Annotated in this window: 6 protein-coding genes and 1 pseudogene; 1 reads left to right on the top strand and 6 read right to left on the bottom strand. The window is 34.9% G+C overall.

Annotation, left to right across the window (positions count from 1 at the left end; all coding sequences use genetic code 11):
• The 4 genes and pseudogenes from V7Z48_RS10145 to V7Z48_RS10130 all read right to left on the bottom strand — a co-directional run.
• Positions 1 to 276 (bottom strand): annotated as a pseudogene (locus V7Z48_RS10145) (hypothetical protein); the annotation flags it as partial.
• A gap of 382 nt (positions 277 to 658) precedes the next feature.
• Positions 659 to 874 carry a helix-turn-helix domain-containing protein gene (locus V7Z48_RS10140; RefSeq protein WP_334113325.1) on the bottom strand — a complete coding sequence of 72 codons (216 nt, stop codon included), beginning with the start codon at positions 872 to 874 and terminating at the stop codon, positions 659 to 661.
• Between the two features lie 3 nt (positions 875 to 877).
• Positions 878 to 1,249: a DUF2975 domain-containing protein gene (locus V7Z48_RS10135; RefSeq protein WP_334113324.1), complete on the bottom strand. Its 372-nt coding sequence runs from the start codon at positions 1,247 to 1,249 to the stop codon at positions 878 to 880.
• A 764-nt stretch (positions 1,250 to 2,013) separates the two neighbouring features.
• Positions 2,014 to 2,724: a membrane or secreted protein gene (locus V7Z48_RS10130; protein ID WP_334113323.1), complete on the bottom strand. Its 711-nt coding sequence runs from the start codon at positions 2,722 to 2,724 to the stop codon at positions 2,014 to 2,016.
• Between the two features lie 399 nt (positions 2,725 to 3,123).
• Here V7Z48_RS10130 and V7Z48_RS10125 point away from each other — a divergent pair, with 399 nt between their 5' ends.
• The gene (locus V7Z48_RS10125; protein ID WP_334113322.1) at positions 3,124 to 3,972 is read left to right on the top strand and encodes a DUF2911 domain-containing protein; all 849 of its coding nucleotides are present in this window, start codon (positions 3,124 to 3,126) and stop codon (positions 3,970 to 3,972) included.
• Positions 3,973 to 4,132: 160 nt separating this feature from the next.
• Here V7Z48_RS10125 and V7Z48_RS10120 read toward each other — a convergent pair whose 3' ends face one another.
• Together V7Z48_RS10120 and V7Z48_RS10115 are read right to left on the bottom strand one after the other, a co-directional pair.
• Entirely contained in the window at positions 4,133 to 5,611 is a 1,479-nt protein-coding gene (locus V7Z48_RS10120) for a hypothetical protein (RefSeq protein WP_334113321.1), read from the bottom strand.
• 86 nt (positions 5,612 to 5,697) lie between these two features.
• Complete coding sequence (locus V7Z48_RS10115; protein ID WP_334113319.1) at positions 5,698 to 7,290, bottom strand: T9SS type A sorting domain-containing protein; 1,593 nt, start codon at positions 7,288 to 7,290, stop codon at positions 5,698 to 5,700.
• Between the last annotated feature and the right edge of the window lie 170 nt (positions 7,291 to 7,460).

The following is a 7,460-nucleotide window of genomic DNA, read 5'->3' as shown; positions in this document are numbered from 1 at the left end:
AACGACTGGCACTAACCGACCGAAATCAGTGGCACAAATCGAACCGAAATATCCACCAGTAGCAATTCCAAATTTTTGATTGATGTTATAATTTAAAAGAATTCCTCCGTTGTTGCTATTTAAATTGTAATTAGGTTCGTTATCGTTTTCTACTATTCCGTACCCAATTCCACCATAAGCCATGATATTAAATTTGGCTTCTTTTGCATCTTGAGCTTGTATTAAATTAAAAATCAACATAAAAAATAATAATAAAATGTAATTAGCTTTGTTCATGGTGTTTTGTTTTTATGAAAAGTTGCATAATAGTTTATACTATTACTGTATATGACCTCATTTGGTCAACGATGCGATTGTTTGTTAAAATCTGCCGAATTTAACTAAATACTTTAATAGATTAAAAAAGACCATTTTAAACAAATGTTAAGGTTTGTTATCTATAGCTTGAAGTTTTGGCACATCTTTATTCGGGTTGCGACTTTTTTTAAATTTCAATCTTGATTAAAACAACAATAATAGAAATATGTTCCTAAATTATTTTCAAAATGATATTCTTTTCCTAATCGCTTTTACATAAGAAAAGATGCAGGAATTTTGTTGAGTAGGTTATAAACAAGCAATTTTATCTACAAGGTTTTAGTTTACTTTTATTTAATTTTTACAGTTTGTTCTCTTTTGAATATTCTAATATCTCTCCAGGTTGGCAATCTAATGCTTCGCAAACTGCTTCAAGCGTACTAAACCTAATTGCTTTCACTTTTCCTGTTTTAAGTTTAGAAAGGTTTGCCAAGGTAATATCCACTTTTTCTGACAGTTCATTGAGTGACATTTTTCGCTTTGCCATCATTACGTCAAGGTTTACAATTATTGCCATAGCTTATGCAGTTTCTTCTATTTCTTCTTGATATTCAACTCCTTTTGAAAAAATTATTGCAATAACATAAATTACAGCAGCCATCAAAATAAAAGCCTGACTGTCAGCCCAAAAATGATTTAGTTTGTCAATATCAAAGCCATTATGTTGTAAATCTTTAGCTAATTGTCTAGCTATAAAGCTTAACAAACCAATGGAAAACGTATAGTAACTAATTTTATAAATCTGTTTTGATACAAAATTGTTGAATGGTTTTGAAAGATCAATTTTAGTCACAAGTAAAATTACAATATAAAACAGAACCGCTTTTAAAATCGAAATGCTTAGTATAAATCCGTACATACCTAAAAAAGCTAGTTTACTACTTTCATACATTTGGCTTAAATCTAATTTTTGGTATAGGTTTTGGACAATTTCTGGTTTGAAAAGACTGAAAATAAAATTCACAATCAGTCCTCCGGCTTCAACACATTAGCCAATAAAAATGACCCAAGAAATAATTTTTAGCCCGTTAAACACAAAGTTTTTTGTTTTTAGTTTTGCTTTCATTTTTTTATTGATAACTTAATTACGGAACAAATATAGATAAATAATTATTTTTTAACAATAAATATATTCTCTTTAAAGATAAAAAATATGAAAACAAAATATAACATCTCTTAATAAAGTATTAGAACACCTTTAACTCCGAGGTTTTTTTAGAAAAAATAATAGGTTTGATTTTTTTTGACAATAAGCGACTGACCTTATGCTATTCAGCAGTTCAAATTTCTGCTTTTCACTAATTGTAAAAGGCTTAAGTTGGCTTTTTATTCATTAATTAATTCATTAATTATTTTTTTGGTTGTTTAATTTAATAAGTTGGTTATTTTCGGTCCACTTTGATTGGTTATAATCGATATACCTAAATTATATTTTGGATAAATAAATAACCAATTCTTATTGCCACTAGTAGCACAGTGATGATTGTAGGACGGACCAGCGGTAAAGTTATTTTAGAAAGATTAGTCCTATAGATGTCCTATGGATACCCTATGGATGTCAGCACCAATATTAAAAAAAAACTGGCAGGTTTGTGGTTTCACAAAACTAAAACAGTGCTGCTTGGTGTTTTACGGAATATCATAAAAACATTTAATTTATTCACGGATGCCCCAAATTTCATAAATAGGCTCACCTTTGCTAGACAAACCAGAGTGGTGCCAATTGCCTTCTAATAGTTCATACTTAAATACTAAACTATTACCCACACGTCTTACATCGCGTGAAAAGAATTCAATGCTTTCGGTATAGTTGCCGTTAACCGTAGTGTAAGTGCCGCCACCAGTGCCCATGAATTCCCTAGTTTCGGTGTTGTAAGCAATCCATTGAAACCGCGTGCCAGACAAAATCTTCATGGTTTTGCGAGGGCGGTTAGTGTCTCGTAATTGGGTTTCGCCGTCACACATGCGCCCCGACATCAACCAAGCACCTTGTAAACTACCCGGTGTGCCATCGTCTAGACGTTTGAATTGCTGGCCATTGTCCACCAAAGTAAACAGGGAATCGCTAACTTTAACTTCAAAACTAATTTCTTCTCCAACGCGTTCGGGGTGATCGGTATCAAATTCAATGGTTTCAATCAACATATCGCCTTCTAAATGCCAAGTGCCGCCGTTGGTGTAAATAAAATCACCGGTGTTAGCATTATAGGTGGTGATTGCCTGATAACCATCGGCAAAAATTAGGATGCTTGTAAGCATGCTGCGATCGTCTGCCGTAAACGAATGTTCCCATGCGCCAATGACGCTCTGGGCCTTAATACCTATGCAACAAAAAGCAAATAGGATAAAAGTGATGAATGTTTTCATAATGTGATGGTTTTTTATGGTGGACTGTTATACTTCGCATAAAGTGATGGCTGATGCCTTTTTCTGACTAAAATAATCAATATAAATGTATAATGCTAAAGAATGGCATATAGATAACCCCAGATTCGCGCGCATAAAAAGAAATGATTCAAAGGTTATTAATAATTTAAGCTTTGTAAATCTATGACTTTCGTGTCTAAAACTTCAGTTAAAAATTAAGACAAAAATGACCCTGAGACACAGATGCCCCCAATTAATCTATACCATCTCCGTCCATTCGTCTAATCTCTATAAATAAATACTATGCGTTAATTTAAGGTTTCCTTAACAGTCAATCCCTATTCATAATTGTAATTTTAAGCCTCTAATAATTAAACTATTAACCAATAAGAATAAATTATGAAAACACTTGTACTTAGTGCCTTAATGCTGGCATTTACTTTTGGAGCTACGGCTCAAATTCAAGCACCACAACCGAGTCCGCTAGGCAAACTAGAGCAAAAAGTAGGATTGACCGATGTTACAGTGGAGTATTCTAGACCCAATATGAAAGGACGTACTATATTTGGCGATTTGGTGCCTTTCGACAAAATGTGGCGTACCGCGGCTAACAAAAACACCATGGTAAGCTTTAGCGACGATGTGGTAATTGACGGACAAACCCTAAAAGCAGGAACTTATGCCTTGTTTACCAAGCCAGGCGCCGCCAATTGGGATGTTTATTTTTACACCGATACCGAAAACTGGGGCGTTCCACAGAAATGGGACGATAGTAAAGTAGCTGCTAAAATAACTGTGCCAGTAGTAAAACTTCCTATGACCATAGAAACTTTTACGTTTATGGTTAACGATTTAAGTAATGGAGGCGCAAATCTTGCCATTATATGGGAAGACACCTATGTAGCTATTCCATTTACTGTACCAACTGATTCCAAAGTATCTGCATCTATTAATAAAGTAATGTCTGGACCATCCAGCGACGATTATTATGCTGCTGCTGTTTACTATATGGAAGAAGGTAAAGACATTAAAAAATCAGCGGAATGGATAGACAAAGCAGTAGACATGACAAAAGACAAACCGCGATTTTGGTACCACCGTCAGCAATCGTTAATCCACGCCAAGGCAGGAAATAAAAAAGAAGCTATTGCGGCGGCAAAAGCATCTTTAGCAGGTGCCAAAGAAGCGAACAATGCCGATTATATCAAAATGAATGAAGCATCTTTAAAAGAATGGGGCGCTATGTAATCTTTTTAGAATTAAAGTAAAAGAATATTATTAAGCCTGTTTATCACCTTTCAAATTTAAAGGCCTGTTGGTATAGTAAAACTATAAGGGACCAACAGGTTTTTTTAGTTGTGTATTGCAAAGTTAACGTTGTGCTAACGGAAAGGTGATAACTGGTTTTTTAATTAATATTTAAATTAAGAGAAAAAACTGCAATATTAGTGGTGCCTTCGCCTGTTAATCTTTGTCCCCAAATTTCAATGTAATCGTCGGGTGCCAATTCCACGGTACCTGAAATTGTTTTACTTGAAATGTCTGAAGTGTTATTAACACGCATTAGGGTGTTGGTTTCTATTAAACTTGTAACGCCATTTTTTCTAATAAAAAACGCATAAAAACCACCAATTCCGTTATTGCCTCTCACGGATAGGGAGGCAGTTGCTTGAAAGGTTCTGGTTTTACTACCTGTATAGGTAATGCGGTTGTTTTCGGTAGAACTAGTTCTGAGCATGTTTACTTCATCTGTTAAATTCCCGTTTAAGTCTCCTGTTAAATTAAAAGGATTGTTATTATTAGTCGTTTGAACAAATCCTGTGGTTATGCCGCCATTATAATAGATATTTGCCGAAGCAAACTCATCAGATTCCGACCTTAAACCCGGGCAAGCAACCGTCCAATCTTTGGTGAAATTATAATTTGGAAAAGAACCAGTGGTATATTTATTAACATACTGTGCGCTGCTACCACTAAAACTAACTCCAGTTATTACACCGCTAGATACCGTTGGGTTACTGCTTACATCAATACCGATGGCGGTGCCATTTATAGCCATAAATCCACCTTGTTTTTCGATTAAGTTAAAGGTGCCTGAATACGTTTCGTAGGTGCCCGAATTGGAATTTAACCAACCAATATCACTTAATAATAAATCATTTAAATTACTAAAAGTTATCCCAGAGGTATTTCCTGCATATTGTATCAGGTTCATTAATACGGAATTATAGCCAGAAATAGTACCTACTGATGTAGAATTTGCAATAATTAAGGTTCTAATGAATAAATTTTCAGAAATACTTCCAGTTAAATTAAAAATGGAGCCACTAGTATTAACTAAGGTTAGTTGTTTTATAGTGCCACCAGTATTTCCAGTAAAAAGTGTTCCTCCAGAAGTTTTTATCAATTTATCTTCATTTGTATTTACACCCTGTATCATGGCGTTATTAAGCTCTATGGGGTTTGGTAATAGAATAGTTCCATTAACTTCATAGAGCGTGTTTGAACTCAACAAATATTTTGAACCACCGCCAGCAGTTAATTCGCTGTTTAAATCAGCCGCAGACTGTATCAATTTAAAATTAGTTCGCATAACGGTATTGCTATCGGATAACCTAATCCATTCACTAGTTGAGCTTAAGTAGAAATAAAAAGCTTGCTCGGTAGTGTCGTATACTAATAAACTTTCGGCAGGACTCACAATGGCATTCCGCTCTGTGGTAGTCATACGCGGTGCTAACAATCCTTGAGTTGTAGATTGCATATCAAGTATGGAAGAAGGCTCCGGTGTTTCAGTACCTATACCTACTTGTGCAAAGGCAATAGTGCTTATTATAAAACATAGCGATAATAGAACTTTTTTAATTTTAGAAACTTTTATTATCATGAGGACTTGTTTTAAAATGAATTGGGTTGTCTTTATTATAGGGATGTTTAAATAGTTTGGGTATAAACCCGTACAAGTGCATCAAATTAGTGAATGATCACTTTTTTGGTTTGCATTTGAATTTCATTTTTCAGATGGATGATATAAATTCCAGTGTTTAAGCTCGTAGCAGCTATGCTATTGTCATCGGAACCTTCTTTGAGTTTTTGATTAAGCACTAGGCGTCCTTGAATATCATACACTTCAACTGTAGAATCGGCTAGAAGCAAACCTTTAATAAAGATGGTTTGTTGATTAGCATATAAACTAACCTTACTGTTTTCTTGTTTGATGTCTGAAAGCGTTTGATTTCCAATTCTTAGGAAAAAACGGCCAGTTCCTGAAATTGCAGTTTCGGCTGTAAAAGAGTAATTATTGTCGTTTAATAAAGTGAAAGTGTTGGTTTGTCTATCTTCCAAATAGACCAAAACTTCTGAAGGCAAAGTTGAGTCCTCGATACTAAAGACAACTTCAAATCCTTGTGCTGTTTTTAACCCTAAGGGAATGGTTACGTCGTTTAGGTCTGATAAACCTAAACTTTGAAGCGCTAGGTTACGACCAAGGTTGTTTTCCACCAATTGCGAATATAACATCAAATTAGAGACGCTACCACTATAAAGGGCAGCATCATAGCCAGGATCTAAACCAAGGGTTGATTGGGTATTAAAGTAGAATTCTGTTGCAAAATTGGCATTACTATGTTCAGCCTTAAGTCGGAGTCTGTGGTTTTGATCTGTATTTCTTTCCAAAATAAAATCGTCTGTACCACTGAAGGTTCTCATTGCAGTGGTGAAAGTGAGTTGATTTGAAGCCATACCAAGATCGTTTGCAACAAAAAAACCTTGACCCGGCGCAATATTTATGGCAGAGTTTGTTAAATAATTAATGATTGTATAATTTCCTATTGTACCATCACCAATGTTTGTGCCGCTGTTATAACCATAAATAGCAACTGCATTTTCATCTAATACTGAGGCATTTTGAGCCAAAAACATCTGTGAATCTAAGTAAGTGGTATAAGGATTTCCTACCAAGTTCCAATAATTTGTATTGGTAGTGATGCCAACAGTTTCAGTAGTTTTTGATACCGTACCAGTAAATCTAATGGTTTGCCCAGAATAGGTTGCAGTTCTGTAACCAACAGCCCTATTCAAAACTGTGCTGCTATTTGCGATGGAATCGTAATTAACAAAAGAGGCTGATTCATTATTATAATGACCAAATGCAAACAATGAAGTTACCGATGGTGAATTGACAATAATGTCGGAATTAGTGGTTGTACCGTTGTCTGGACTGAAATTTAATAAGTCATTAAAGGTAACGTCACCTGTGGCCTTTACAGGAAAAGAAACTAAATCATTGCCGCCATTGCCGGCCAAGGTACCAACAACATTTACAAAGCGATCATAATTAACAATAGTCGATCCACCAATCGTTCCATTTAATAGTAAACAGGCGTATTGGGTAGAAGTGGATTTAAGATTAACCTCAGGTGCCGAAAGGGTAGTGCCCGAAGCAATAGAAACCGAAGTGCCAGGAAATATTGTCATAATATCACCTGAACCTTGAGCCTTTGACGTAAAGCAAAATCCCATTGTAAGTACAAATGCTGAAAGTAGATATTTTGTTTTAGTTTTCATTTGTTAGGTGTTAATTTGAGGAACATTTTGAATAGAATTTTTATAAATCATGAAGTTTAAATAAACTTTGGCAATAATTAAACAATTCACACGGCCTTAAACAGTAGTTGATGGTTCACAGATAGACAATAGTCTCTTGCTAAATTACATCTACAAGGTAAAGGCAGTTA

This window comes from Paucihalobacter sp. (assembly GCF_036825875.1).
GTDB lineage: Bacteria > Bacteroidota > Bacteroidia > Flavobacteriales > Flavobacteriaceae > Paucihalobacter.
This window is presented reverse-complemented; position numbering and strand designations above follow the sequence as displayed.

Excerpts from the sequence above, each read along its gene's own strand:
- V7Z48_RS10125 (WP_334113322.1), top strand. The coding sequence starts at position 3,124 with ATGAAAACACTTGTACTTAGTGCCTTAATGCTGGCATTTACTTTTGGA.
- V7Z48_RS10120 (WP_334113321.1), bottom strand. The coding sequence starts at position 5,611 with ATGATAATAAAAGTTTCTAAAATTAAAAAAGTTCTATTATCGCTATGT.
- V7Z48_RS10135 (WP_334113324.1), bottom strand. The coding sequence starts at position 1,249 with ATGTATGAAAGTAGTAAACTAGCTTTTTTAGGTATGTACGGATTTATA.
- V7Z48_RS10140 (WP_334113325.1), bottom strand. The coding sequence starts at position 874 with ATGGCAATAATTGTAAACCTTGACGTAATGATGGCAAAGCGAAAAATG.
- V7Z48_RS10115 (WP_334113319.1), bottom strand. The coding sequence starts at position 7,290 with ATGAAAACTAAAACAAAATATCTACTTTCAGCATTTGTACTTACAATG.
- V7Z48_RS10130 (WP_334113323.1), bottom strand. The coding sequence starts at position 2,724 with ATGAAAACATTCATCACTTTTATCCTATTTGCTTTTTGTTGCATAGGT.